Origin of the sequence: Cognaticolwellia aestuarii (assembly GCF_002000025.1) — a bacterium.
GTDB classification, from domain to species: Bacteria; Pseudomonadota; Gammaproteobacteria; order Enterobacterales; family Alteromonadaceae; genus Cognaticolwellia; species Cognaticolwellia aestuarii.
The window spans coordinates 229,949-255,151 of sequence record NZ_MUZV01000007.1; the positions used below are offsets into that span (position 1 = coordinate 229,949).

A 25,203-nucleotide genomic window follows, 5' to 3' on the forward strand; every position below is an offset into this window, starting at 1 on the left:
GGCGAGATAGTATGAGTACAGAAAACGAAGGTGATTTAGGCATGTGGGACGAAGCGATGGATGAGCAAGCTGCCGCAGAAGCTGCTGAAACCGTCGAGTTAGAAGATCTTCAAGAAGATAGCGAGCCAATTACCGGCGAAGAAAAGCGTAAGCTCGATGCTATTTTAGATATTCCCGTCACTATTTCTATGGAAGTAGGTCGTAGCCACATCAGTATTCGAAATTTACTCCAGCTTAACCAGGGTTCAGTTGTTGAACTAGATCGAGTTGCTGGTGAGGCACTTGATGTTTTGGTTAATGGTACTTTAATTGCCCATGGCGAAGTCGTGGTAGTAAACGATAAGTTTGGTATTCGTTTAACCGACGTTATTAGCCAAGTTGAACGTATTAAGAAATTAAAATAATTGCCAATGAAAAATTTTCTTTCGGCAATTATCATTTGGTGTACTTGTTTAGCCTTGGCTAATGCTGAAGAGCTTGTCAAAGATGTGACTGCTGTAGATATTGCCCCTGTTGAAGTAGGTAAGCATGTAGCAACGAATATGGATGCTATGAGTATGATCCTTTCATTATTCATGGTGTTAGCGGTAATTTTTGTTAGTGCTATTGTTCTCAAACGTTTTCAAGGTGTGCGCCACTCTATTAATGGTTTAAAAGTAGTCACCAGTATGCATTTAGGTGCAAAAGAAAAGCTTGTTGTTGTGCAAGCTGGCAAACAGCAATTATTACTTGGTGTCACTGCTCATCAAATTACTTTGTTAGAAACGCTTGATGAACCCTTAGTACCTAATCAAGAAAGTAGTACTGATTTTAGCCAATCGTTTGCCAAGTTACTTAAACAGAAAGCTATAAAAACTTATGATAAAAAAAAATAAAGCATCATTATTATCGCTAAATAAAATCGTTACTTGTCTAGTGATGATTTTATCATTGTTGCTAATAAGTCATACTAGCTATGCTGCGGATGATCTTTCATTGTCGGCATTGACCTTAACGACTAATCCTGATGGCTCTCAAGAATACTCGGTTACCTTACAAATATTAATTTTTATGACTGCGCTGAGTTTTATACCTGCGGCAGTGATAATGATGACATCTTTTACCCGTATTGTGGTGGTAATGGCTATTTTACGTCAAGCTTTTGGTTTACAGCAAACACCATCAAACCAGGTCATCATTGGTATTACATTATTTATGACTTTGTTTATTATGACGCCGGTATATAACCAGATTAATGAGCGAGCGATCCAGCCTTACTTGCAAGATCAATTAACCTCAGTCGAAGCTGTTAATAAAGCCAAAGTGCCATTACGAGCGTTTATGTTAGAGCAAACGCGTATTAAAGACTTAGATACTTTGGCGCAAATGGCAGGTATAAAGCAAGTGGATAAACCGACCGATTTACCGATGACAGTTATTATCCCTGCTTTTGTTATCAGTGAGTTAAAAACTGCATTTCAAATTGGTTTTATGCTTTTTATCCCGTTTTTGATCATAGATTTAGTTGTTGCAAGTATTTTGATGGCAATGGGGATGATGATGCTATCGCCAATGATTGTTTCATTGCCTTTTAAACTTATGTTGTTTGTCTTAATTGATGGCTGGAATTTAGTGATAGGCACCTTGGCAACAAGTTATGGTATGGGAGCCACGTAATGGGTCCAGAGGTATTTGTTGATATATTACGCGATGCGTTATTTCTAGTTATTGTCTTGGTCAGTGCTGTTATTGTTCCTAGTTTACTTGTCGGTTTAGTTGTTGCTGTTTTTCAGGCGGCAACGTCAATAAACGAGCAAACTTTGAGCTTTTTACCGCGTTTAATCGTTACTTTACTCGCACTGATCATGGGCGGGCATTGGTTAGTACAGAAATTGATGGATTATACCATTCGACTCATTGGTAGTATTCCCAGTGTCGTGAGTTAACCATGGAGTTCGCTGACTCAATTATTAACCAAGCTATGGCTGACTTTATACTGCCGTTTGCACGTATTTCAGCTATGGTGATGTCGATGATTGGCTTAGGAGCAAAGGCGATTCCAGGGCGAATAAAGCTCTTCTTTTGTTTAGCTGTAACTGTTGCAGTTATGCCCGCATTACCACCGACAAAAGTCGCTGACCTATTTTCATTGGCGACAGCGCTGTTGCTTGGTGAGCAAGTGATCATCGGTATCATGCTAGGCTTTGTCACTGTGATGGTGGTTAATACTTTTACGCTTGCAGGGCAGATTATTGCTATGCAAACCGGTTTAGGTTTTGCTTCATTAGTTGATCCCGCCAGTGGTACTAACGTGCCGGCCGTTGGTCAATTTTTCTTAATTTTATCATCACTATTATTTTGGGCTATGGATGGGCATTTAGCCTATTTACAGTTTGTTGTAGCGAGTTTTGACACCATACCTATACCAGCCAGTGATTTTGCTAGTGTTAAATTTAAAGAAATTTCCGAATGGGGAAGCTGGATGTTTGCTACTGCCTTATCACTGGCTATTGCACCCTTAACGGCGATGTTATTGATTAATTTTTCGTTCGGTATCATGACCCGAGCAGCGCCACAATTAAATATATTTGCTATTGGTTTTCCAATTACTATGTGTGCAGGCTTGCTGATCATGTGGTTAACCATGGGGAATTTTTATAGCCACTTTGTTATGCAATGGCAGCGGGCACTCGATTTTAGCTGTTATCTCATTGATTGCGGTGTGGCACCGTAATGGCTGAATCTGATAGCGGCGAAAAAACCGAAGAGCCCACGGCGAAGAAACTTTCTGAAGCGCGTAAAAAAGGACAAATAGCCCGTTCGAAAGACTTGGGAACTATGTTTGTTTTAGTAGGTAGTGCAGCGGCACTACTACTAATGGGCAATGCTTTAGTTGAGGGCTTATCTGTGATGATGAAGCGTCTCTTTAGTTTAAACCGCCGCGAAACCATGGATGTACATGCTTTATACCAAGTAGCAAGTGATGCTGTTAGCGCTATATTAGTGCCTTTTCTTTGGATACATATAATTATTGTCGCAGCGGCTTTTATTGGGAATACTTTGCTCGGAGGTATGAGTTTTTCATGGGAAGCCATGGCGCCGAAAGCGAGCAAACTATCGCCGTTAGCCGGCTTTAAGCGCATGTTTGGCGTGCAAGCCTATGTTGAGCTTATTAAATCAATACTTAAGTTTTTTGTGGTTTTTATTTGTTCGTATTTACTGCTGAGCAGTTTATTTGGCCAGATAATTAATTTAAGTACTGAAAATATACCACACAACTTCTCTCATGCTGTTTCTTTACTACTCTGGATGTTCTTGGCATTAGGATTGTCTATTGGCATTATTGTGGTTATTGATGCGCCATACCAGGTATGGAATCACAATCGTCAGTTGAAAATGTCAAAGCAAGAAATTAAAGATGAAATGAAAAGCTCTGAAGGTAGCCCAGAAACAAAAGGTCGAATACGACGGGCGCAATATGAAATGTCTCAGCGACGAATGATGCAAGAAGTACCTAATTCTGATGTGGTGATCACAAACCCAACTCATTATGCTGTGGCGTTAAAATATGATGCTGAAGCGGGGGGGGCGCCAGTTTTGGTGGCCAAAGGCATAGATGAAATGGCTATACATATACGCACTATCGCGAAAGAGCATCAGGTTGAAATTATAGCGTCGCCAGCACTTGCTAGATCATTATATTACACGGCAGAGCCTAATGAAGAAATTCCTGAACAACTATTTGCTGCTGTTGCGCAAATATTGGCTTTTATTTTTCAGTTGAATGCCCATAAAAAAGGTAAAGCAAAACGACCTAAACCGGTCGCGAAAAACTTACCTATTCCTGACGACTTCCGTTATTGATCATTAAAACGCGAATAACCGCTTAATGTTTACTTATTACTAGGTGGACTATTCACAGGTTTATCTAATGCATCAGACAGCTAAACTTAGTGCTACTGCAAAGGTGTAATATAAAAAGATAAAATTTAATTTTAGTATTTAGCTTTGTTTGGTCTAATTATTGCATTTTTCATGATATGTCAAAAGATTATCACTAAGAGCTCATGCAGTTAACGGCAACTTTCAATCATTTAAAGAAACAAAAATTCAACGCACTTTCTGGCTTAGGTACACCATTTTTGGTGATGGCCGCGCTGGGTATGGTGATCTTGCCTATGCCGGCATTTTTGTTGGATATTCTGTTCTCATTTAATATAGCACTGTCACTCGTGGTGCTATTGATCACCGTATACACCTTAAAACCACTTGAATTTGGTTCATTTCCAGCTGTTTTACTCATTGCGACGATTTTACGCTTAGCACTTAATGTTGCTAGTACTCGAGTGGTCTTGCTCGAAGGTCATGAAGGACCAGCTGCCGCGGGTAAGGTGATTGAGGCCTTTGGCTCGGTGGTTATTGGTGGTAACTATGCTGTTGGTCTAGTGGTATTCCTTATTCTTATTATTATTAACTTTGTGGTGATCACTAAAGGTGCAGGCCGCATTTCAGAAGTAACAGCTCGTTTTACCCTTGATGCTATGCCAGGTAAACAAATGGCGATCGATGCGGATTTGAATGCCGGCTTTATTACAGCAGATCAAGCACGTGAACGCCGTATTGAGGTCACCAGTGAAGCTGATTTTTATGGTTCAATGGATGGTGCCAGTAAATTTGTTAAAGGTGATGCTGTAGCCGGGATATTAATTTTATTTATCAATATCATTGGTGGTTTGGTTATTGGTATGGTTCAGCACGACTTAAGCTTTGACACTGCTGTAGAGATTTATACTCTACTGACTATAGGTGATGGTTTAGTTGCACAAATCCCAGGATTATTATTATCCGTTGGCACCGCCATTGTGGTTACGCGTCAAAATACTTCACAAGATATGGGCGAGCAGGTTAGTAGCCAGCTTGGTCAAACGAAATCGCTTTATATTGCCGCCGGTGTCATGTTTGTGATGGGGATTGTGCCGGGTATGCCGCACATTGCCTTCTTGATCTTTGCTGTACTTATTGCTGGTGTTGCGTTTTTTAGCAGTAAATATAAAGTGGCAAAAGCAGCACAATTAGTGGCACAAGGTGAAGCCGCAGAAGTGCAAAACCAACAACAGGAAGCTGAAGTAAAAGACTTAGGCTGGGACGATGTTAATCATGTTGATATTATTGGCCTTGAAATTGGTTATCGCTTAATTCCATTAGTTGATAAAGCTCAAGGTGGAGAACTACTTAATCGCATTAAAGGGGTGAGAAAAAAACTTTCACAAGAGTTTGGTTTTTTAGTCCCTGCAGTACATATTCGTGATAATTTGGATTTAGACCCTAACAGTTATCAAATATCGTTAATGGGTGTCACAATCGGGGAAGCTGAGATTCGCCATGATCATGAGTTAGCGATTAATCCTGGTCAAGTATTTGGTAAGCTTGATGGGGTCGCGACTAAAGACCCTGCGTTTGGCCTAGATGCTGTGTGGATAAAGCAAGAGCAGCGCGAGCATGCACAGTCGCTTGGCTACACCGTAGTCGATGCTGCCACGGTATTAGCAACACATTTAAGCCAAATATTAACTAATAATGCAGCTCAACTATTAGGTCATGAAGAAGTACAAAACTTACTCGATATGTTAGGTAAGAGCTATCCTAAATTGATAGAAGGTTTGATCCCCGATGTACTATCTCTGGGGACGATTGTGAAAGTTCTCCAAAACCTAATGAATGAAGGCGTTGCTGTTCGTGATATGCGTAGCATTATACAAACTCTGGTTGAATATGGTCCTAAGAGCCAAGACCCTGAAGTGTTAACTGCTGCGGTGCGAATCACCTTAAGAAAGTTTATTGTGCAAGAACTTGTCGGCCCAACAGTAGAAGTACCCGTCATAACTTTGTCGCCAGAGTTGGAACAGATGTTGCATCAGTCTATGCAAATGGCTGGAGACGATGGCGCAGGTATCGAACCAGGTTTAGCAGAGCGGTTACAAAAATCATTGACAGATGGTGCACAACAGCAAGAAATGGCTGGCGACACACCAATTTTATTAACGTCAGGAATATTACGCTCAGTGCTGGCTAAATTTGTTAAGTATACTATTCCAGGATTACGAGTAATTTCTTATCAAGAAATTCCTGATGACAAACAAATAAAAATTGTCAGCGCTATCGGCCAGTAAAAAATACTTCAATGTAAGTAGTACTGAATTATAAGGGGTTGGCCGTGAAAATTAGACGTTACGTAGCAAAAGATATGAGAACTGCACTAGCACAAATTAAAGAAGAGCTAGGTGCTGATGCTGTTATTATGTCTAATAAAAAGATTGCTGAAGGTGTCGAATTAATGGCGGCGGTTGATTACAACCAAAACGTTAAGCCGGCTCAGCCAGTAACCGATAACCATCAAGAGGTTAATCAACAACCAAGCGCAGCCCCTGCAGAGCGAGTTGATTTACCTGAAGATACAGTCGCATTGAGTCATACATCAGAAGCTACTGAACAGTCTGCACCTGCAGATAGTTTAGCTGCGCTGTTAAGTCGACAAGTACAACAAAATGGCTACGATAAGTCACCTGCAACACGTGCATTTAACAGTCAAATAGAGAACTCAGCAGCGAAAGCTCCGAATAATCCAAGTGAAAACAGCGCCTCTGAAACTGCCGATATTGAACAACAATTTAAAAATTTCACTAGCCGTTTAGAACAATCTAGTACTATGGAAACGCCAGTGGCAATGGCGCAAAGCTCGGTTGACTCTGGAGCAAGTCACATGGGCGATTATAACCCCGTAACAAGTCAGGCAATGGCATCTGCCGAGCCAAAAAGCGCTCATCGTGATCAAGTTAGCAGTACTGAGTTTGAGCGTATGCAAAAAGAAATGTCATCAATTCGTCAGTTATTAGAACATCAAATGTCAGGATTGATGTGGCAAGATATGGCACAAAAAGATCCTATGCGTGCAGTACTTGTTAATAAATTAATGGCGATGGGCCTTAATGAGCAAGTTGCTGATCAAATCGCTGGCTATATTCCTGCTAACACCGAAGAACAAGACGCATGGCAACAAGCCAAGCATATTATTGCGCAACAATTAAATACAACCAATAACGATATTATACAACGTGGAGGCGTGGTATCGCTTGTTGGTCCAACCGGTGTAGGCAAAACAACCACAATAGCTAAATTAGCCGCTCGTTTTGCACAAATTCACGGTGCTGATCAAGTGGTATTAATTTCAACAGACAGCTACCGTATTGCCGGTTTTGAACAGTTATCTACTTATGGACGAATTATTGGTTGCCAAGTAAAACTTGCTAATGATGGCAATGAGTTAGATAACTTGTTACAACAGTTTTCACAAAAAAAATTAATCCTAATTGATACAGCAGGCATGGGGCAAAGAGATATGCGCTTAACTGAGCATTTGACTACCTTAATCGCGAATGCTCGTGTTAGAATTCGTAACTACTTAGTGTTATCCGCTAATACCCAACAGCGTGTTATGCAAGAAAATGTCGAGCGTTTTAAACGCATACCATTAGCAGGCTGTATTTATACAAAGCTGGACGAAAGCTTAAGTGTTGGTGAAATTATCACCACATCATTGCAGAATGGTTTAGCTATTGGCTATCTTACTGATGGTCAAAGAGTTCCAGAAGATATTAAAGTTGCAAATGCTGAGAAATTAGTTACGCTTGCAGATAGAATGGCAATAAAGTCTCAAAGTTCAGTAGCAGTTTCTTGGCGGACACCCGCCACAGCCGTTGCAGTATAGTCGCCTTACGATAACGGCGCAGTTATATAGAGAAGTTATATAGATGATAGACCAAGCGAGTGGCTTAAGAAAGATGCAAGATCCCCAACATATAAAAGTCATAGCAGTTTCTGGCGGTAAAGGTGGCGTTGGTAAAACAAATGTTTCTCTTAATACCGCCATTTCTTTAGCTAAATTAGGCAAGCGTGTCTTAGTACTAGACGCAGATTTGGGTTTAGCTAATGTTGATGTGATGTTAGGTTTGCGTGTACAACGTAATTTGTCTCATGTTTTATCTGGCGAGTGTGAACTCGATGATATTATTATTCAAGGCCCAGCCGGCATTAACATTATTCCTGCCACGTCTGGTACCCAGTCAATGGTTGACTTAACACCGTCTGAACATGCCGGTCTTATTCGCGCCTTCAGCGATATGCAAACCAAATTTGATATTTTAATTGTCGATACTGCCGCAGGCATTTCCGATATGGTGCTAAGCTTTTGTCGAGCATCACAAGATGTACTACTCGTGGTATGCGACGAACCAACGTCAATTACCGATTGTTATGCTTTAATGAAATTGTTAAGCCGAGATCATGGGTTATTCAAATTTAAAGTTGTCGCTAACATGGTACGCAGTCCTAAAGAAGGACAACAGTTGTTTGCGAAACTTTCTAAAGTGACTGACAGGTTTTTAGACGTTACGTTAGAGTTAGTTGCTGTTGTACCTTACGATGAAAATATTCGTAAATCAGTCAGAAAGCAGCAAGCTATTGTTGAAGCATTTCCTGACTCTCCAGCATCTGTTAGCCTAAAATCACTTGCTAAAAACATTATAAGCTGGCCAGTGCCAAAACAGGCTTCTGGTCACTTAGAGTTTTTTATTGAGCAGTTACTAGAACACTAACCAACAGAAAAGTGAGCTATAGTGGTAAAATTACATACTTATAGTGTTGATAAAACAGCTTTGTTGGAGCAACACACGGTATTAGTAAAAAGAATTGCTTATCATTTACTTGCTCGATTACCTGCCAGTGTAATCGTCGATGACCTTATCCAATCAGGCATGATAGGTTTACTCGAAGCAGCTAATAACTTTGATCATACCAAAGGTGCAAGCTTTGAGACCTTCGCAGGTATTCGCATTCGCGGTGCTATGCTTGACGAAATCCGGCGTGGCGACTGGGTTCCACGCTCAGTACATAAAAATAGTCGTATGATCAGCGAAGCAATAAAAAATCTCGAAGCGGCATATGGCCGTGATGTTTCCGATATTGAAGTCGCTGAAAAACTTGATATTTCAATAAATGAATACCATCATATGCTCAATGAAGTAAGTTCAGGTAAGATACTGGGTATTGACGATTTAGGTGTTAGTGAAGATGTAATTGAAGTTGCACAAAATCACCAACAAGATGAACCTTATGCTAACATAGAACATAGTATCTTTAAAAAATCATTGGCTGAATGCATTTCCTCTTTACCCGAACGTGAAGCTTTAGTACTGTCATTGTATTATGATGAAGAGCTTAACCTGAGGGAAATTGGCCAAGTACTAGATGTGAGTGAATCGCGGGTAAGCCAAATACACAGCCAGGCGATGCATAGATTAAAAGCTCGTATGCAATCGTGGCAAAGTTAAGTAGAATACTCGTATCGTTATAATTTTAAATGTTCTCACCGGAGGGTGCCTTGGATAAAAATATGAAAGTACTTGTTGTTGATGATTTTTCAACAATGAGACGAATAATCAAAAACTTGTTACGTGACTTGGGTTTTACCAATATTTCAGAAGCTGATGATGGTAGTACAGCATTACCCATGTTAAAAGAAGGTGACTTTGACTTTGTAGTTACTGATTGGAACATGCCTGGTATGCAAGGAATTGACTTACTTAAAGCCATAAGAGCTGATAGTAAATTATCGCATATCCCAGTATTAATGGTGACAGCTGAAGCGAAAAAAGAGCAAATTGTCATGGCTGCTCAAGCAGGTGTTAATGGTTATATAGTTAAACCATTTACCGCTGCTACGTTAAACACTAAACTTGATAAAATCTTTGAACGCCTTGGTTAATTATCTGATTTTGTTACGCAAGGACGTCATATGACTACAAATACTAGTGTCCATGTTTCTTTAGAACAAGCCAAATTATTGGTGGAATACATAGAAACAGATCAGCAAGATAAAGCTGATGAGTTAATTGCAGAAATTCAAAGTCCGATTAATACTGCATTATTTGCCGAAATTGGTAAGTTAACACGCCAATTGCATGACTCATTAAACAATTTTCATCTTGATTCGCGTCTGAATGACTTAGCAACAGCAGATATTCCTGATGCTAAAGAAAGATTAAATTTTGTCATCAGTCGTACTGAAGAAGCAGCAAATAAAACCATGGATGCCGTTGAAACGATTTTTCCTGTCGTTGATAGCATTCAGCAACAAATTAGTACCGTTAAACCGTTGTGGCATAAATTAATGCACAATGATCTTGATATAGGTGAGTTTAAGGAGCTATGTCGAGATATCGATATTTTGTTGAAAACAACAGAAAAAGAAACAAATAAAATTCATGGCTTGATGACTGACGTATTGATGGCGCAAGACTTCCAAGATCTTACCGGTCAAGTTATTCGCAAAGTTATAGACTTAGTTCGTGAAGTTGAAGATAGCTTGATAAATATGCTAACAGCATTTGGCATGAATTCTGAGCCTGAAAAAACAGATTATCTACCTAAAGTAGGTGATAACTTAGTTGAAGGGCCGATTATGAATAGCGAAAGTCGCCAAGATGTTGTTTCAGATCAAGACGATGTTGACGATTTATTATCAAGCTTAGGTTTTTAATAGGAGTTACTGAATGTCATTTGAACAAGATGAAGAAATTCTTCAGGATTTTTTAATCGAAGCTGGCGAAATACTTGAGACATTGTCAGAGCAATTAGTTGAGCTTGAAAATGACCCTAATAATGCCGATTTGCTTAATGCTATTTTTAGAGGCTTTCATACGGTAAAAGGTGGGGCAGGTTTTCTTTCGCTAACAGAGCTGGTTGATGCTTGTCATGGTGCGGAAAATGTTTTTGATACCTTAAGAAATAACCAGCGCTCTGTTACCTCAGAGCTAATGGATGTTATTTTACAAGCACTTGATACGATAAATGAAATGTTTGCTCAAGTGCAAAATCAAGAACCATTATCGAAAGCTGCACCTAGTTTACTCGCTGAATTACATCGACTTTCTGAACCTGAAGGTCAAGAAACTGTCGCTGAGCCAGTTGAAGAAATTGTCTCTGTAGCTGCAGCTGCAGCCACAACTCCTCCAGCAGATACGAATTCAAATGATGAAATGTCTGAAGACGAATTTGAACGTCTATTGGACGAATTGCATGGCTCAGGTTCTCCATCAACAAATACACCAACTACTCCTGCAGCAACAGTATCAAATAGTAACGATATTTCAGATGATGAGTTTGAATCATTACTCGATGAGCTACATGGCCAAGGCGCATTTTCACCTGCTGTTGCCACTGCAAATACCAAGGCTACAGGTTCAACAAACTCTGACGAAATAGACGATGATGAATTTGAATCTTTGCTAGATGAATTGCATGGCAAAGGCCAAAGCCCTAAAGCTCAGTCAGCGATTGAAGAACCTAAAGCTGCACCTGTAAAAGCCGCCCCTCCTGCTCCGGCGAAGAAAGCAGAAACTAAGCCTGTTGCCGCACCAGCTCCGGTTAAAAGTGAAGCTAAAGTAGTACCGGCAAAACCTGCACAAGCTGAAACAACAGTCAGAGTTGACACTAAACGCTTAGATCAAATCATGAACATGGTCGGTGAGTTAGTCTTAGTGCGCAACCGCTTAACTAGCTTAGGCATGACAAAAGAAGATGAAGAGTTAACTAAAGCCGTATCAAACCTAGATGCAGTCACAACTGACTTGCAAGGCGCGGTGATGAAAACGCGAATGCAGCCAATTAAAAAAGTTTTTGGACGTTTTCCTCGCGTAGTCCGTGATTTAGCGCGTAGTTTAAATAAAGAAATTAGGTTGATTCTTGAAGGTGAAGAAACCGATTTAGATAAAAATTTAGTTGAGGCGCTAGCCGATCCTTTAGTGCATTTGGTTCGCAACTCAGTTGACCATGGTATTGAAGCACCTGATAAACGTGAAGCTGCTGGTAAGCCACGTGAAGGTGTAGTGGTTTTATCGGCGTCGCAAGAAGGTGATCACATTCTACTGACTATTCGTGATGATGGTGCAGGTATGAATGCTGAGAAGTTGAAAGAAATTGCCATAGAAAGAGGGGTTTTAGATGCAGATGCCGCAGCTAGAATGCCTGATAAAGAAGCATTTAGCTTGATTTTTGCGCCTGGTTTTTCAACAAAAACTGAAATTTCAGAAGTATCCGGCCGTGGTGTTGGCATGGACGTGGTTAAAACTAAAATCACTCAGTTAAACGGTACGGTCAATATTGACTCTGAAATGGGTGTTGGCACGATATTAGAAATTAAAGTGCCATTAACACTTGCAATATTACCAACCCTAATGGTGGTTATTGGCAAACAAACTTTTGCTTTACCGTTAGCGGGTGTTAACGAAATTTTCCATCTTGACTTAACTAAAACCAACTTAGTTGATGGCCAGCTCACTATTATTGTTCGTGAAAAAGCTATTCCATTGTTTTACCTTGATCAGTGGTTAGTGCGCGATTATGTTGATAAGCCAAGAGATCGTGGACACGTAGTTATTGTGCAATTAGGCAACCAACAAGTCGGTTTTGTTGTTGATAGTTTGATAGGCCAAGAAGAAGTTGTTATTAAGCCGTTAGATAGATTATTACATGGTACGCCAGGTATGGCGGGAGCTACAATCACCAGTGATGGTGGCATAGCATTGATTATTGATGTGCCGAACATGTTGAAATATTATGCGAAAAAATCGATAGTGAATAAAAAATTACGTTCATAATGGCGTAATCAAGATAGGAAAAAACGAGTAAATGTCCTTTAAAGTATTGGTGGTTGATGACTCCAGTTTTTTTCGACGCCGAGTAACGGATATTCTTAACAAAGATCCTGATCTTGATGTTATTGATGTCGCTATTAATGGTATCGATGCGGTAGAAAAGGCAATAGCCTTAAAGCCTGACGTAATTACCATGGATATAGAGATGCCATTACTCAATGGCATCGACGCTGTAAAACAAATCATGGCAAAAGCACCTACCGCTATTATCATGTTTTCCTCTTTAACGCATGACGGTGCTAAAGCTACACTTGATGCTTTAGATGCTGGTGCTTTGGACTTTTTACCGAAAAAGTTTAATGAAATTGCTAAAAATACTGAAGATGCCGGCAGTTTACTGCGTCAACGCGTAGTACAGTTAGCAAAAAAGAAAGGTGCAAGATCACCGCGTATCTCAACTTTTCGTTCTCGTGCTTTAAATGATGCTAAAGCGAAAGCCGCACCACTGACAAGAGCTGCCCCACCTGAAGCGAGAAGTTTACGAACAAATTCATCGTTCAAAAAAAGCTCAGGAAAATCATATAAATTATTGGCTATAGGTACCTCTACAGGCGGACCTGTTGCATTGCAAAAATTACTCACACAACTACCTGCCGACTTCCCTTTACCTATCATTATGATCCAGCATATGCCGGCTGCATTTACGCTAGCTTTCGCTAATCGCTTAAATACGCTTTGCAAAATAAATGTCAAGCAAGCGGCTTCAGGAGATGTTTTAAAGCCAGGTTGTGCCTATTTAGCACCTGGTGGTAAACAAATGATTGTTGATGGCACAGAAAATGCTGCGAAATTAAGAATATTAGAAGATGATTCTGAGCGGATTGCATTTAAACCCAGTGTAGATATTAGTTTTGGCTCTGCTGCTAAAGTATTTGGTGGCAATGTTTTAGGCGTTATACTAACAGGAATGGGCGCTGATGGGCGTGAAGGTTCACGGTTATTAAAAGCGAGAGGCGCAACTATTTGGGCACAAGATGAAGAGTCGTGTGTCGTTTATGGTATGCCGCAAGCGGTAACTGTTGCCGGAATATCAACATTATCACTGGCACTTGAAAGCTTTCCATCTGCAATTCTTAAGGAAATACAGCATGGATAAACTAAGTATATCAGGGTTGGTTATTGCTATATTGGCAATTTATTTTGGCTTCATTATAGATGGCGGCGCTATATCATCGTTGATCGAGCTACCTGCTTTTATTATTGTTTTTGGTGGCACGCTTGGCGCGGTAATGTTGCAGTCATCACAAAGTCAGTTTTTACATGCAATAACCTTACTTAAATGGCTATTCTACCCACCTAAATATGATGTTGAACAAGGCATTGAATCCGTTGTGCACTGGGCGGAAAGAGCCCGTGAATCTGGCTTCCTATCACTTGAGCATATCGCCGAAGAAGAAAATGACTTTTACGTTAACAAAGGTTTAAATTTACTTGTTGATGGCGTAGATGTTGACAACCTAAGAGTGTCGCTTGAATTAGATTTAGACCTATATCGAGAGCATAATTTACGCTCTGCACATGTTTTTGAATCTATGGGTGGGTATAGCCCTACCATTGGAATTTTAGGCGCGGTGCTAGGGTTAATTCATGCAATGTCAAATTTAGCGGATCCACAATTACTAGGGCAAGGTATCGCCACGGCATTTGTCGCGACAATTTACGGGGTCGGTTTTGCGAACTTAATATACTTACCCGTTGCAAATAAAATTAAAGCTATTGTGCACCTGCAAACAATGTATCGTGAAATGATGACTGAAGGACTTATTGCTATTGCACTTGCAGAAAACCCGCACGCAATTGAAAACAAATTGTCGGCATTTCGGTTAGAGCAATGAAACGGTTACGTGTAAGGCGCCACTCGGTAGAACAAGACAATGTAGAGCGCTGGTTAGTCTCCTATGCAGATTATATGACACTACTTTTTGCCTTGTTTGTGGTGTTGTATGCCATGGCTATGGTCAATGAAAAACCATTTGAAACGGCCACTGAATCGATAGGTCGGGTATTTCAAGCGAATGAAGAGCAAGTAAAAAACCGTGGTCACGGTGACGATATTTTGCCGGTCAATAGTGCAAAAACCAATAAACGACTATTTGGCAATGATATCCTAGAAAACCCAGGCCCTGAATTAGTTCCGGGTGATGTCATGCTCTCTAATGTCTCAGAAGCTCAAGTTGGTACCACCTTAACATCATTAGAAGAAGACCTTCATGAAGCATTGTATGAACTAGTTGAATCTGGTTATGCGCAATTGCAAATTGATGGAGACTGGTTAGAAATTGAATTAAACAGTGGCTTATTATTTCCCAGTGGCTCATCATCACCAACGAATGCTGCGAAAGATATATTGCAGGTTATCTATCAAGTAATTGCCGATGCCAGTAATTATATTCGCGTTAGAGGCTATACTGATAATCAAGCGATAGAGACTGAAATATTTTCTTCAAATTGGGAGTTGTCAGTTTTTAGAGCAACAGCAATTTTAAGAATTTTGGAAGAGTTAACGGTCAATCCCGCACGAATGGCGATAGAAGGTTATGGTCAATATTATCCAAATGCTGATAATAGTACGGCAACAGGACGTGCGAAGAATCGCCGTGTGGTGATCGCAATTTCGAAATATGGTTTAGAGCAGGCAAATTTGTTAGCGACGCCAACTATATCGGTTAAAGATGTAGAAGCAATTAAGAGCATTGACCCTGAGACAAATGCTGACGAGAATGAAATTCGTATTATTCGGCTTGAAAATGGTGGTATTCGTATTACCACGCGCGCCGAAGATAGTGATGAAATCTCTAGTCCACCAGAAAAAAAAGATAATGAACAATAGGATATCAACTTGGTAGTTTGGACAGTTGCAAATCAAAAAGGTGGTGTCGGTAAAACAACCACAACAATCGCCTTAGCCGGTTTACTGGCAGAGCAGGGCTATCGAGTACTGTTAGTCGATACCGATCCCCATGCATCGTTAAGTTATTATTTTGGTATCGAGTCAGAAGATTTAGAGCTCAGTGTTTATGATTTATTCTTACAAGTGTCAACGAAAGAACAAATCATGCAAAGCCTCTGCCCAACACATTATGAGAATATTGACATATTGCCTGCAACGATGGGCCTAGCAACACTCGATCGCTCATTAGGTAATAAAGGCGGTATGGGATTAGTATTAAAAAAAGCAATGCGAGCGATCGCTGATCAGTATGATTATGTTTTGATTGATTGTCCGCCCATTTTAGGTGTGCTGATGGTGAATGCTTTAGCAGCATGCGATCGGATTATTGTACCGGTTCAAACTGAGTTCTTAGCGTTAAAAGGTCTAGATCGCATGATGAAGACGCTAGAGATCATGCAAGGAGAGCAAGCATTACCATTTAAGTACACCATAGTTCCAACGATGTTTGATAAACGTACTAAAGCTTCTTTAATGACTTACCGTAAGCTGCAAGAACTTTATGGTGACTCTGTGTGGCCTGGTGTAATACCAACAGATACCAATTTTCGCAATGCCAGTGTTGCCCAAAAAGTGCCTTCTGATTATGTTGCCAGTTCGCGCGGTGTCATTGCCTATCGAAATCTTTTAAAGTATTTAGCTAATTTAACGGTTGTGAGTAAGTGATCCCATGTCAAAGTCTTTAGCTGCAAGTAAACAATTGATGCAGACTTATTTGTCAGAACTGCTTACTGAAGAAGTTGAGCAAAAAACACCTGTAGTAAAAGAAAAGCAAACTGAACCGCTTGAAAGGTTACTTGCAAGTGCTACTTTTCCGCAAACGGTTGAACAAGATGTTGTTGAGCCGATAAGTTCAGCAAAAGCTGAGAACAAAGCCTTAGCGCCTGAACAGGTTAAGCTTAGCACGCCGGCTGAAATTGCTGTTAAGCCAGAGGTTAAGGCAGAGCTTAAAACAAAAACATCAAATAAAACCACTAAGCTTAAAGATAAGCCGGCAGCGAGTCGCGCGACTGACACAGAAAGTAGTGAGTTTAGAACACGAAAAAGTGCTGGTGGTTTTGAAGCAATTGAGCAACGAAGTTATCGACAAGGTGACTTTCAAGCGATGTTTTTTGAAGTAGCAGGTTTAATGATTGCCGTACCACTGATTGAATTGGGTGGTATTCTCAATAATGACAAAACCACAGCATTAATGGGAAAACCCAATTGGTTTAAAGGTGTTATGCTTCACCGTGACGAAAAAGTTAGTGTGGTTGATACAGCGCGTTGGGTAATGCCTGAAAAATGCGATGAGGCGTTACTTACCTCACTTAACTATCAGTATATTATTATGCTGAATAAGACAGCGTGGGGGCTAACGGCTGAAAAATTGGTTGATACAGTAACCTTAAAGCAAGAAGATGTTAAGTGGTTAGATGCGCCAAGTAAACGTCCTTGGCTTGCTGGATTAGTGAAAAATCGAATGTGTGCTTTGTTAGATGTCGACTCTCTAATTAAGTTATTGGAAAAAGGCGTAAATATTACGCAAGAATAATTGATGAATTGAAACTTGAAAGTATACTTAGAGTACAAGTATGCTCGTCATTAAAATAGACAACAAAATTGAAAGAGGCTAGCGGTATGTCGGATGAAAGACGCAATGCAAGTGAAAGTGTAGATACTAACGATGAAGTAGTGCAAAGAGTAACGTTTAAGCTTGATAATGAAACATACGGCATTAACGTTATGCAAGTGCAAGAAATTTTGCGCTACACAGAAATAGCACCTGTTCCAGGAGCACCTGCGTATGTAATGGGGATTATTAATCTTCGAGGTAACGTTGTTACCGTTATTGATACGCGAGCTCGCTTTGGTATGGAATCAGCTGAGCTAACCGACAATACTCGTATTGTTATTATTGAAGCAGAAACTCAAGTGATCGGTATTTTAGTTGATAGTGTTGCTGAGGTTGTCTACTTAAAAACATCTGAAATTGATATTGCGCCAAATGTTGGCAACGACGAAAGCGCCAAATATATTCAAGGTGTTTCAAATAGAGATGGTGAGCTACTTATTTTAGTTGATTTAAATAAGCTACTCTCTGATGTGGAATGGGACGAATTAAAGCAATTCTAAACCTGCGAACAACGCTAGTGAATATATTCTCGCCTTATGAGAAACCGTTTACTAGCGTTAGCTTTTACCAATAGTCCTGCTTAAGCGGGCTTTATAATTTCTGCGGTACCTTGCTATCCTATGGAAAATATCCCTGCTAATCTGATCAGTTTAATCGCATTTGCGATTGTTATGCTTGTTGCGATGTTACTTCTTGCATTAAAAAATCGCTTCAGTCAGCAAATTAACAAATTAGAACAGGCACTACAAAATCAAGAAATGCAATTAATTGCTTTGCAAACCGCGCTTAGTCAAAATCAAGCCTTACTAGAAGCCAGCCAACAGTCTTATCAAGCATCACAACTAGAAAATGAGCAAGTCAGTAAACAGCTTGAACATCGCATTAAAGTAATGCAAACGCAATTTAACGATAAATGGCAAGTAATCGAGCAACAACTTCAGCAGCAACCAGAAGATAAACTTTATTCCAGAGCACAGAAATTGGTTGAGCTTGGTGCTGACATTGCTGAAATAATGCGTGAATGTGATATCCCACGAGCTGAAGCCGAAATGTTACTGGCTATTCACCGCCAAAAAGCATCAAAGTACTAGCGACTCTTGAACCTTCTAGCTTGTATTTAACGCTATTTGTTGAGCCGTGTTTATCTAAATTACACTTTTTAAACAAAACTCTTGATACGAGTTACCTTATAGTCATGATAAAGTATCAAATAGATATGTTTCATCTGATTTTTCCTTTAAAATCCCTAAATAAATATTTACGTATTGTTGAAGTACAAGGACCCTGCAGTGAAGAAAGTAAGTAAGCTGGCATGTAAAGCGCAAGCGATTTTTAGTTTGAAGTTTCTGTTAACATTAGCATTTTCGCTGTTTTTAACTGCTTGTTCTTCAACACCCAAGTCAGAGCAAAGTTTATCCGATCCTAAAGATCCGCTGGAGTCAATTAACCGACCTTTTTGGACTTTTACTTGGGACTATGCCGACAAGTATGTTTTCAAACCGGCTTCAGAAGGCTATGTTGAATATATGCCAACTAACTTACGTGCCGGTGTGCACAATATGGCGTTAAACTTAAATGAGCCTTCGACCATTATTAACCACTTATTACAAGCAAAGTTTACCGATGCAGCAAAATCAACCGGGCGTTTTGTTTTAAACTCAACGATTGGGATATTTGGTTTTTTCGATCCTGCCAGTGATTTTGGTTGGAACCGCCAACAAGAAGAGTTTGGAGAAGTCCTAGGCAGTTATGGTGTAGGCGATGGACCCTATTTAGTTGTACCTGCATTAGGGCCATCTTCTGTTCGTGAAGAAGTTGGCGATTATGTCGATCGTTATTATTGGCCGCTTGCTATTATTGAATTTTGGCCCAATATAGTTCGCTCTGCTGTGCTAGGTTTAGAGGCTAGAGCAGCTTTGGCTGACCAAGAAGCTATTCTAAAAGACTCTATCGATCCCTATGAATTTGTGAAAAATGCGTATTTTCAAAATATGCAATACAAAGTCTACGATGGCAATCCTCCGGTTGAAGTTAATGCCGAAGAAGAAGAAAATATTGACGCTTATTTAGAAGAACTTGAAGGGTTGTAGCTTCGCTAAATAGCGGTGGTATTAGCAAGCCGTGTAGGTTATAAATATAGAAAAAAAGTGAACTTAATGTTCACTTTTTTTGTATTCGGCGATTGCTTTGTTGAGGTACTTTTGGGAGAAAAATAACATAATAGGTCTAAGCAAGAGAAAATAAGCTATCAGCACAACTAGCACAGAAGTAACCAAAGCCACCCCTTGTAAATTAGCGATAAAAAGAAAAGGGGGGATCAGTAATGACAGTTTAATGATGTTAAGAATAAATTTTTCAGGCGCCGTAAACTTTGATTGCGCAATGGCTAGAATAGCTTGTCGTTGATGCAAGTTAAAAGCGTGCAGTGCAGGGATTTTGTTGGAAGAAAAATAAATAGCCATAAGGTTTTATTATATACATAGTGTAAGTTTTAAGTATGTCTATGATACAAAAATGCTGCTTAATGTGCCATGAGCAAATGTTACAATTGACAGCTTTGGTTTTTTATCATTGCTAACATTCATTCAGTTAACTTAATCACTTCTTAACTCAACAGCAAGCATACCGTGGTTCAACTTAGATAAGTTTAGCTTATTGCATTATATTGTTGTAAAAATAGTGCCTTACAGCATTATTTTCCTATTCATTATATCTAAGCTAAGTAATATATTTACTTAATACTCAATATATTGAACGCTATTACTATAAATTTGTTAAAACGAGTTCCTCAGTCGCGCGCAATTTGCTAGAATTGCGGCAATTTTTATCAGTAGGTGATTTTTAAATGAACGTCATAGAAGCTAATTTTGATGCAACAGGTAAGAAGTTTGCCATCGTAGTCTCTCGTTTTAACAGTTTTGTGGTTGAAAGTTTACTTGAAGGTGCAGTAGATGCCCTTAAACGCCATGGCAATGTTACAGATAGTGACATTACCGTTATCCGCGTTCCTGGTGCTTATGAATTACCAGTAGCCGCTAAAAAAATTGCAGCTAAAGGTGGTTATGACGGCATTATCGCAATTGGTGCTGTGATCCGTGGTGGTACACCTCATTTTGATTTTGTTGCTGGTGAATGTAATAAAGGCTTAGCACAAGTGGCTATGGAATATACGATGCCAGTAGCATTTGGTGTTATTACGACAGATACAATTGAACAAGCAATTGACCGTGCAGGCCTTAAAGTTGGTAATAAAGGCGCTGAAGCAGCATTAAGTGCTTTAGAAATGGTTAATGTGCTAGACAAGCTATAACAGGATATTTTTGTGAAACCATCACCTAGAAGAAAAGCCAGAGAGTTGGCAGTACAAGCGGTTTATTCTTGGCAGTTAAGCCAAAATAATGTCGCTGAGATTGAAACAAATTTTTTGACTGAAAATAGCGCAAGACGTTTTGATATCGTTTATTTTCAGCAATTATTTCGTGGTGTTTCAACACAAATTAGTAGCATTGATGAAAAAATTGCCCCGCATGTTGATCGTCCATTAGCTGATGTTGATCATGTAGAAAAAGCAATTTTGCGTGTGGCAGTGTATGAGTTATCTGACTGTCGTGATGTACCTTATCGCGTTATTATCAATGAAGCGATTGAGCTAGCAAAATCATTTGCAGCTGATGACAGCCATAAGTTTGTTAACGGTGTTTTAGATAAGGTCGTTAAGCTTGTTCGTCCAAACGAATAGCGATAATTTGGTTGTAATATGAAAGAGTTTGAAATGATCAAACGCTTTTTTACTGAACAAGTAATTAAGCGTAAGGATGTGCTACTGGGGATTGGTGATGATTGCGCAATTGTTAGCCCCTCAGAGCGCCAAAATATCGCTATTACTACCGACACTTTAGTTGCAGGTGTGCACTTTCCTCATGAAACGAGCGCACGAGCAATTGGTCATAAGTCTATTGCTGTTAATTTATCAGATCTAGCAGCAATGGGGGCAGAGCCTACTTGGATTTCGTTGGCAATTACGCTACCTGAAGCTGATCTGCAATGGGTTGAAGAGTTTTGTATTGGTGTTTTTGAACTATGTGAGTTTTATAACGTACAGCTCATTGGTGGCGATACAACGCAAGGGCCTTTAAGTATTACAGTAACAGCGCAAGGTTTAGTTCCTAAAAACAAACATCTTTCTCGCTCAGGCGCCAAGGCTGGTGACTGGATTTATGTGACGGGTGAAATTGGCGACGCTGCCTTAGCACTTAAACATATTTTCAATGAAGTTGTTGTTGAGTCAGAATACCTTGAGTGTGTTCGAAAGCGACTAGACTACCCAAGGCCTAGAGTACTTGCCGGCCAAGCTTTAAGAGAGTATGCCAGCTCAGCCATCGACTTATCTGATGGTTTACTTGCCGACTTAGGGCATATCTGTTCAGCGTCTCATGTTGGCGCCAATATCGTACTTGATGATTTACCAATTTCTAATGCCTTACGCGATACTGTCGGTTTAGAAAAAGCTTGTGAAATTGCCTTAGCAGGCGGTGATGATTACGAATTATTATTTACTGTATGTGAAGACAATAAAGTTGGTATGGAAACAGCCTTAGCTAATACCGGCAATACGATCACGTGTATTGGTCAAATAAACCGTAGTGAAAAGATCACGTCAACATTGAACAGTAAGTCGGTGCCGATCCGAGCGAAAAGTTTTGAACACTTTGCCAGTAGCACAGATTCATAATGACAAAGTCGACAGCTAACTTTCGCTTATCTAATCCCATTCATTTTTTAGCCTTAGGCTTTGGTAGCGGTTTAGCGCCTAAAGCCCCCGGTACTTTTGGTACTTTAGCGGCGGTGCCACTGTTTTTGTTGGCTGCCCCGTTAAGCAGTCCGCTTTATTTACTATTACTGCTATTGATGAGTGTTGCAGGTATTTATATTTGCGGTAAAGCTGCAGAAGATGCCGGTGTGCCAGATCACGGTGCAATTGTTTGGGATGAGTTTGTTGGTTTTCTGATCACCATGTTTTTAATCCCTATTACTTGGCAAAGCCTTTTAGTCGGATTTTTACTTTTCCGATTATTCGATATCTTTAAGCCTTGGCCTATCTCATATTTAGATAAAAACTGTCATGGCGGTTTAGGTATTATGCTGGATGATATTGTTGCAGGAATAGCTGCATGGGCTTGTATGATGTTGATCTTTAACTAAAACCAAATTAAAAGCTATCAGTAAGACAAGCTATCAGCTGTCAGCAAAACAAGTACCACACGGCTGTTATTTCTCTAGCTTAAAGCTGACAACTCAAAACTTAAAGCTGTCAGCTGTCAGTAAGACAAGTTTTAAGCTGTCCGTAAGGCATAGTTTTGGGTTGTAAGTTTGAAGCTGTCAGCTATTAGTAAGACATAGTTGCTAGTTGTAATCTGTCAACTTGGCTTGATTTTAAACTGAAAGCTGACAGCTAATAACTGTCAGCTTTTTTTAGCTTTAAGTTGCTTTAGTGGAGTAATCTTACTCTAATAGTTGCATCAATTTGTTTTAACTCTTTTAAGGCAAGCTCTCGGCTTTGCGCTTCAATATCGATAACCACATAACCAATTTGGTCAGCTGTTTGCAAATACTGGGCAGCGATATTGATATTATTTTCAGCAAACATTTGGTTTATTTTTGTTAAAACCCCAGGTTGGTTGCGGTGAATATGTAACAATCGGCTAGTACCAGTGTGTTCAGGTAGCGATACTTCAGGAAAGTTAACCGCTGATAGCGTTGAGCCATTATCTGAATATTTAGCAAGTTTACTCGCGACTTCCAGACCAATATTTTCTTGTGCTTCTTTTGTGCTACCACCAATGTGTGGTGTTAAAATTACGTTGTCGAAGGCACGTAATGGGCTAATAAATTCTTCATCGTTACCTTTAGGCTCAACAGGAAAAACATCGATGGCTGCGCCAGCCACTTTTTTATTGGCTAATGCTTCAGATAAAGCTTCAATATCGACTACAGTACCGCGTGAAGCGTTGATAAAGATAACGCCATCTTTCATCACTTCAAACTCTGCTGTACCCATCATATTTTGGGTTTGTGGCGTTTCAGGTACATGTAAACTAATAACATCGGCTTCTTTTAATAGTGCTGTCATGGTTGGAGCTTGACTAGCGTTACCTAGAGGCAATTTAGTTTCAATATCGTAAAAGCGCACTTTCATGCCTAGGGTTTCTGCTAAGATACCTAGCTGCATGCCAATATGGCCGTAACCTATGATACCTAGGGTTTTTCCTCGCGCTTCCACTGAGCCTATTGCTGATTTGTTCCAAACGCCGCGATGTGCTTGAGCGCTTTTTTCAGGAATACCACGTAAGAGTAATAAGGTTTCACCAAGGACTAATTCGGCTACAGAGCGAGTGTTTGAAAAAGGGGCATTGAATACAGGAATACCTAATGCTTGAGCAGCATTTTTATCAACTTGGTTAGTACCAATACAAAAACAACCAATGGCTACAAGTTTTTTCGCATGGCTTAAAACATTTTTATTTAAGTCAGTACGAGAGCGTATGCCGATGAAGTGGACATCAGCAATTTTTTTAATCAGGTCTGCTTCTGAAAGTGAAGTTTTGATGTATTCAATATTTGAATAGCCCTTTATTTTCAGTTCTTCAAGTGCGCTTTGATGCACGCCCTCTAGAAGTAGTATCTTAATTTTGTCTTTCGCTAGTGAATTGTGGCTCATGATAGTTTAACTTCTCTCAATCAAACATTGCTTATTGAATGCTATTTTAGATGGCTAGATACCTAAACTATCATATAGGGTATAAACTCTAAAGTGTTATTTTATTATTTTTGCACCGTCGGCACTGCCGATAATTAAGACATTTGCTGGACGATTTGCAAACAAGCCATTAGTGACCACCCCAGCAATAGCATTAATGCTGTTTTCTAGTGCTTTAGGATCCATTATTGTGAGGTTGTGGACATCAATAATCACATTGCCATTGTCAGTAATAACCCCTTGACGGTAGGCTGGATCACCACCTAGTTTCACCAATTCTCGCGCCACATAGCTGCGTGCCATCGGTATCACTTCAACGGGTAAAGGGAAACTACCTAGCATTGGAACTTGTTTGCTGTCATCAGCGATACAAACAAAGGTTTTAGCAACAGCGGCAACTATTTTTTCGCGTGTTAGTGCAGCGCCACCACCTTTGATCATATGCATGTGCGGGTTGATTTCATCAGCACCATCAACATAAACATCAATGCTGTCAACATTATTAAGCTCAAACACTTCAATGCCGTACGATTTTAAGCGCTCTGTTGAAGCCTCTGAGCTCGATACAGCACCGATAATGTTGTCTTTAACCGTAGCAAGTGCATCAATAAAGTGATTAACTGTTGAGCCAGTACCAACACCAACGATAGTATCTGCTTTGATATAGTCTAGCGCTTTAATAGCCGCTGCTTTTTTCATTTCATCTTGAGTCATTTGAAAACCTTTGTTTTACTTGTTGGTTAAAACACAGTGTAAAGTTTAAAGCTGTCAGCTGTCAGTGAAAACAAGTACCACACTCATAGTTAGGCTTTTGATTTTTCTGAAAGCTAATAACTGATAGCTTAAAGCTAAGATCTTAGTTTTTAGTTTAAAGCTGTCAGCTGTCAGTAAAACAAGCACCACACTCATGAGTTGGCTTTTGATTTTTCTGAAAGCTTATAACTGATAGCTTACAGCTAAGATCTTAGTTTTTAGCTAAAAGCTGTCAGCTGTCATTAAAAACAAGCACCACACTCACGGGTTGGCTTTTGATTTTCCTGAAAGCTTATAACTGATAGCTTACAGCTAAGATCTTAGTTTAAAGCTGTCAGCTGTCAGTAAAACAAGCACCACACTCACGGGTTGGCTTTTG

The 25,203-nt window shown here is 39.8% G+C and carries 28 protein-coding genes; 25 read left to right on the forward strand and 3 right to left on the reverse strand.

All coding sequences use genetic code 11. The features are described from left to right. Positions 1-11: 11 nt before the first annotated feature. The 21 genes from fliN to B0169_RS12745 all read left to right on the forward strand — a co-directional run bounded on the left by fliN (position 12) and on the right by B0169_RS12745 (position 19,404). A complete protein-coding gene (fliN, locus tag B0169_RS12645) occupies positions 12-404 on the forward strand; it encodes a flagellar motor switch protein FliN (protein ID WP_077286344.1) in 393 nt (130 codons plus the stop codon). Positions 405-410: 6 nt separating this feature from the next. Further along, positions 411-875, forward strand: a complete 465-nt coding sequence (fliO, locus tag B0169_RS12650; RefSeq protein WP_077286345.1) for a flagellar biosynthetic protein FliO — start codon at positions 411-413, stop codon at positions 873-875. Next, positions 859-1,656, forward strand: coding sequence for a flagellar type III secretion system pore protein FliP (gene fliP, locus B0169_RS12655; protein ID WP_077286346.1), 798 nt, complete (start codon positions 859-861; stop codon positions 1,654-1,656). Before fliO ends, fliP begins: the two co-directional genes overlap by 17 nt. Continuing rightward, positions 1,656-1,925 (forward strand): flagellar biosynthesis protein FliQ, encoded by a 270-nt coding sequence (gene fliQ, locus B0169_RS12660; RefSeq protein WP_077286347.1) that lies wholly within the window; start codon positions 1,656-1,658, stop codon positions 1,923-1,925. Before fliP ends, fliQ begins: the two co-directional genes overlap by 1 nt. A 2-nt stretch (positions 1,926-1,927) precedes the next feature. Beyond that, positions 1,928-2,713, forward strand: coding sequence for a flagellar biosynthetic protein FliR (fliR, locus tag B0169_RS12665; protein WP_077286348.1), 786 nt, complete (start codon positions 1,928-1,930; stop codon positions 2,711-2,713). Continuing rightward, entirely contained in the window at positions 2,713-3,843 is a 1,131-nt protein-coding gene (gene flhB / locus B0169_RS12670; protein WP_077286349.1) for a flagellar biosynthesis protein FlhB, read from the forward strand. The genes fliR and flhB overlap by 1 nt, the downstream gene beginning before the upstream one ends. Before the next feature lie 203 nt (positions 3,844-4,046). Then, positions 4,047-6,149 carry a flagellar biosynthesis protein FlhA gene (gene flhA / locus B0169_RS12675; protein ID WP_077286350.1) on the forward strand — a complete coding sequence of 701 codons (2,103 nt, stop codon included), beginning with the start codon at positions 4,047-4,049 and terminating at the stop codon, positions 6,147-6,149. A 44-nt stretch (positions 6,150-6,193) separates the two neighbouring features. After that, a complete protein-coding gene (gene flhF / locus B0169_RS12680; protein WP_077286351.1) occupies positions 6,194-7,744 on the forward strand; it encodes a flagellar biosynthesis protein FlhF in 1,551 nt (516 codons plus the stop codon). A gap of 43 nt (positions 7,745-7,787) precedes the next feature. After that, on the forward strand, positions 7,788-8,630 hold the full coding sequence (locus B0169_RS12685; protein ID WP_077286352.1) for a MinD/ParA family protein: 843 nt from the start codon (positions 7,788-7,790) through the stop codon (positions 8,628-8,630). A 21-nt stretch (positions 8,631-8,651) separates the two neighbouring features. Continuing rightward, positions 8,652-9,365 carry an RNA polymerase sigma factor FliA gene (locus B0169_RS12690; protein WP_077286353.1) on the forward strand — a complete coding sequence of 238 codons (714 nt, stop codon included), beginning with the start codon at positions 8,652-8,654 and terminating at the stop codon, positions 9,363-9,365. Between the two features lie 50 nt (positions 9,366-9,415). After that, complete coding sequence (gene cheY, locus B0169_RS12695) at positions 9,416-9,799, forward strand: chemotaxis response regulator CheY (RefSeq protein WP_077286354.1); 384 nt, start codon at positions 9,416-9,418, stop codon at positions 9,797-9,799. 30 nt (positions 9,800-9,829) lie between these two features. Next, on the forward strand, positions 9,830-10,573 hold the full coding sequence (locus tag B0169_RS12700) for a protein phosphatase CheZ (protein WP_077286355.1): 744 nt from the start codon (positions 9,830-9,832) through the stop codon (positions 10,571-10,573). A gap of 13 nt (positions 10,574-10,586) precedes the next feature. Next, on the forward strand, positions 10,587-12,692 hold the full coding sequence (locus B0169_RS12705) for a chemotaxis protein CheA (protein WP_077286356.1): 2,106 nt from the start codon (positions 10,587-10,589) through the stop codon (positions 12,690-12,692). Positions 12,693-12,723: 31 nt separating this feature from the next. Continuing rightward, entirely contained in the window at positions 12,724-13,845 is a 1,122-nt protein-coding gene (locus tag B0169_RS12710; protein ID WP_077286357.1) for a protein-glutamate methylesterase/protein-glutamine glutaminase, read from the forward strand. Next, complete coding sequence (locus tag B0169_RS12715) at positions 13,838-14,584, forward strand: flagellar motor protein (protein ID WP_077286358.1); 747 nt, start codon at positions 13,838-13,840, stop codon at positions 14,582-14,584. The genes B0169_RS12710 and B0169_RS12715 overlap by 8 nt, the downstream gene beginning before the upstream one ends. Continuing rightward, positions 14,581-15,579, forward strand: coding sequence for a flagellar motor protein MotB (locus B0169_RS12720; RefSeq protein ID WP_077286359.1), 999 nt, complete (start codon positions 14,581-14,583; stop codon positions 15,577-15,579). Before B0169_RS12715 ends, B0169_RS12720 begins: the two co-directional genes overlap by 4 nt. Positions 15,580-15,588: 9 nt before the next feature. After that, a complete protein-coding gene (locus B0169_RS12725) occupies positions 15,589-16,365 on the forward strand; it encodes a ParA family protein (RefSeq protein WP_077286360.1) in 777 nt (258 codons plus the stop codon). Positions 16,366-16,369: 4 nt separating this feature from the next. After that, the gene (locus B0169_RS12730) at positions 16,370-17,233 is read left to right on the forward strand and encodes a chemotaxis protein CheW (protein WP_235838564.1); all 864 of its coding nucleotides are present in this window, start codon (positions 16,370-16,372) and stop codon (positions 17,231-17,233) included. Between the two features lie 86 nt (positions 17,234-17,319). After that, entirely contained in the window at positions 17,320-17,814 is a 495-nt protein-coding gene (locus tag B0169_RS12735; protein WP_077286361.1) for a chemotaxis protein CheW, read from the forward strand. Between the two features lie 120 nt (positions 17,815-17,934). Next, positions 17,935-18,405, forward strand: coding sequence for a DUF2802 domain-containing protein (locus B0169_RS12740; protein ID WP_077286362.1), 471 nt, complete (start codon positions 17,935-17,937; stop codon positions 18,403-18,405). Between the two features lie 198 nt (positions 18,406-18,603). Continuing rightward, positions 18,604-19,404: an MlaA family lipoprotein gene (locus B0169_RS12745; RefSeq protein WP_235838565.1), complete on the forward strand. Its 801-nt coding sequence runs from the start codon at positions 18,604-18,606 to the stop codon at positions 19,402-19,404. A gap of 63 nt (positions 19,405-19,467) precedes the next feature. Here B0169_RS12745 and B0169_RS12750 read toward each other — a convergent pair whose 3' ends face one another. Beyond that, the gene (locus B0169_RS12750; RefSeq protein WP_077286363.1) at positions 19,468-19,776 is read right to left on the reverse strand and encodes a DUF6170 family protein; all 309 of its coding nucleotides are present in this window, start codon (positions 19,774-19,776) and stop codon (positions 19,468-19,470) included. 383 nt (positions 19,777-20,159) lie between these two features. On the opposite strand from B0169_RS12750, the gene ribH reads away from it, so the two are divergent. The 4 genes from ribH to B0169_RS12770 are packed head-to-tail and all read left to right on the forward strand — an operon-like array spanning position 20,160 to position 22,516. Beyond that, positions 20,160-20,624 (forward strand): 6,7-dimethyl-8-ribityllumazine synthase, encoded by a 465-nt coding sequence (gene ribH / locus B0169_RS12755; RefSeq protein ID WP_077286364.1) that lies wholly within the window; start codon positions 20,160-20,162, stop codon positions 20,622-20,624. 12 nt (positions 20,625-20,636) lie between these two features. Then, entirely contained in the window at positions 20,637-21,053 is a 417-nt protein-coding gene (gene nusB, locus B0169_RS12760; protein WP_077286365.1) for a transcription antitermination factor NusB, read from the forward strand. Positions 21,054-21,071: 18 nt separating this feature from the next. Beyond that, positions 21,072-22,046, forward strand: a complete 975-nt coding sequence (thiL, locus tag B0169_RS12765) for a thiamine-phosphate kinase (protein WP_077286366.1) — start codon at positions 21,072-21,074, stop codon at positions 22,044-22,046. Then, positions 22,046-22,516, forward strand: coding sequence for a phosphatidylglycerophosphatase A family protein (locus tag B0169_RS12770; RefSeq protein ID WP_077286367.1), 471 nt, complete (start codon positions 22,046-22,048; stop codon positions 22,514-22,516). The genes thiL and B0169_RS12770 overlap by 1 nt, the downstream gene beginning before the upstream one ends. Positions 22,517-22,802: 286 nt before the next feature. Here the strand turns inward: B0169_RS12770 and serA are convergent, their stop codons facing one another. Both serA and rpiA read right to left on the reverse strand, forming a co-directional pair. Beyond that, positions 22,803-24,032, reverse strand: coding sequence for a phosphoglycerate dehydrogenase (gene serA / locus B0169_RS12775; RefSeq protein ID WP_077286368.1), 1,230 nt, complete (start codon positions 24,030-24,032; stop codon positions 22,803-22,805). 96 nt (positions 24,033-24,128) lie between these two features. After that, positions 24,129-24,785: a ribose-5-phosphate isomerase RpiA gene (rpiA, locus tag B0169_RS12780; RefSeq protein ID WP_077286369.1), complete on the reverse strand. Its 657-nt coding sequence runs from the start codon at positions 24,783-24,785 to the stop codon at positions 24,129-24,131. Between the last annotated feature and the right edge of the window lie 418 nt (positions 24,786-25,203).